Source organism: Streptomyces sp. SID14478, from assembly GCF_010548525.1.
In the GTDB taxonomy this organism is placed as follows: domain Bacteria; phylum Actinomycetota; class Actinomycetes; order Streptomycetales; family Streptomycetaceae; genus Streptomyces.
Window position 1 is genome coordinate 1 of record NZ_JAAGMG010000457.1, and the last position, 1,831, is coordinate 1,831.

Consider the following 1,831-nt stretch of genomic DNA (forward strand, 5'->3'; position numbering starts at 1 on the left):
CGGCACGCGGCGACGCCCGGCTACCACCCGTACGGCCTGCCGGAGCTGCGCGCCGCGATCGCCGAGCGGTACACCCTGCGCGGCCTGCCGACGCTGCCCGACCAGATCCTGGTCACGAGTGGCGCCCAGCAGGCCGTCGCGCTCGCGTTCACGCTGCTCGGCCGGCCCGGCGACCGGATCGCCGTGGAGAACCCGTCGTACGCCAACGCGCTCGCGGTCATACGGCAGTCGGGGCTGCGGACCGCGCCGGTGCCGGTCACCGACGACGGCTGGGACACCGAGCTGTTCGGCGCGACGCTGCGGCAGGCGGCGCCGCGCCTGGCGTACCTCATCCCCGACTTCCAGAATCCGACGGGCCACGTCATGCCGGCCGAGGACCGCCGGCGGCTGATCGCGGCGGCGCGGGCGACCGGCACCTGGCTGGTGGTCGACGAGACGATCGCGGACATCGCGCTCGACGTGCCGACTCCCCCGCCGTTCGCCTCGCTCGCGGGGCCCGGCGGCGGCGAACAGATCGTCACCGTCGGCTCGTTGAGCAAGGGCCACTGGAGCGGGCTGCGGGTCGGCTGGGTGCGGGCCGGCACCCGGCTGATCACCGAACTGACCATGCTGCGGGTGACCGCGGACATGTCGGGGTCGGTCCTCGACCAGTTGGTGGCGCTGCGGCTGCTCGCCCGCGAGGAGGAGATCCTGCGCCGGCGGCTGCCGGTGCTGCGCGCGCAGCGCGACCACCTCGACCGGGCCCTGCGGCACGAGTTCCCTGACTGGCGCTGGCAGGTGCCGCCCGGCGGCATGTCGCTCTGGATCGACGTGGGCCGGCCCATCGCCTCGCCTCTGGCGCAGGCCGCGATGCGGCACGGGGTGCGGATCGAGGGCGGGTCACGGTTCGGCGCGGACCCGGGCACGTTCGAGCACCGGCTGCGCTGGCCCTACACGCAGCCGCCGGAGGTCGCCGAGGAGGCGGTACGGCGGATCGCCGCGGCCCTGGACGGCGGCCTCGGCCCGACGGGCGAGGAGCCGGGACGCCCGCACTGGGTGGCCTGAGGGGTCCTGCGACGGGTGGCGACAGTCCCGTCGTCCGCCCGCGGGGGCGGGCGCCACAGGGCTGCGTGCCAGACCCGGGTCCGCGACAAGATCTTCCCCCAGCCCCCGGCCGGCCAGGGGCCCGGGCAGGTCCTAGCGGGCGGCCGGTCCCCCGAACATTTCGACGGCGCCGCGCACCTCGGCGAGGGCGCCCGCCAGGGCACTGACCGACCCGATCGCACCCGCGACCAGCAGCAGCGAGCGGCGCAGCCGGGGCACCTCGGGGCGGCCTGCGCCCGCCATCGCGTCGAGGGCCGCCAGTTCGTCCTCGGCGATGCCCCGGTCGGGGAATTCGGCCGGGTGGGCGGCGAGTTCCCGGCGCAGCCGGGACACGGCCGTGCGCAGCTCCGCCACCCGCGGATCCTCGTACCTGCCGGTCACCGGCACCAGCCTCTGCTCCACGCTCCGCAACACGGCTCTCCCCCTCGCACGCCTTTGTGCGCCCGTCGTACGTCTTGGTGCAGACCCGCGCCGGGCGCTGGTCGGACGCCCAACTCGGGTTCGTGGGCGCCTAGTTAACGCCACGAGCCCCCTTTCGCGCCAGTCCGTTGCGTAAGACAACTCAGGGTGCGCGGGCGCCGCCTCGGCCCGTGCGGTATCCAGGGGGCATGACTACCGGAGAAACGGACGAGGTGGCCGGGCTGCTGCTCGCCGCGGGAGGCGGGCGGCGGCTCGGCGGCCGCCCCAAGGCGCTGCTGCCCCATCGCGGGCGCCCCCTCGTGGAGCACGCGGTGCGGACGGTGCGCGC

At 75.9% G+C, this 1,831-nt stretch carries 3 protein-coding genes; 2 read left to right on the forward strand and 1 reads right to left on the reverse strand.

Annotation, left to right across the window (positions count from 1 at the left end; genetic code table 11):
- Positions 1–1,044, forward strand: a 1,044-nt coding sequence (locus tag G3I40_RS15275; protein ID WP_164302715.1) for a PLP-dependent aminotransferase family protein, incomplete at its 5' end; no start/stop codon positions are given.
- A gap of 132 nt (positions 1,045–1,176) precedes the next feature.
- On the opposite strand, the gene G3I40_RS15280 is transcribed toward G3I40_RS15275, so the two are convergent.
- On the reverse strand, positions 1,177–1,497 hold the full coding sequence (locus tag G3I40_RS15280; protein ID WP_164302716.1) for a DUF5955 family protein: 321 nt from the start codon (positions 1,495–1,497) through the stop codon (positions 1,177–1,179).
- A 194-nt stretch (positions 1,498–1,691) separates the two neighbouring features.
- Between G3I40_RS15280 and G3I40_RS15285 the strand changes: the two genes are divergently transcribed.
- Positions 1,692–1,831 (forward strand): NTP transferase domain-containing protein (locus G3I40_RS15285; RefSeq protein ID WP_164302717.1); only part of this gene is annotated, 140 nt, incomplete at its 3' end.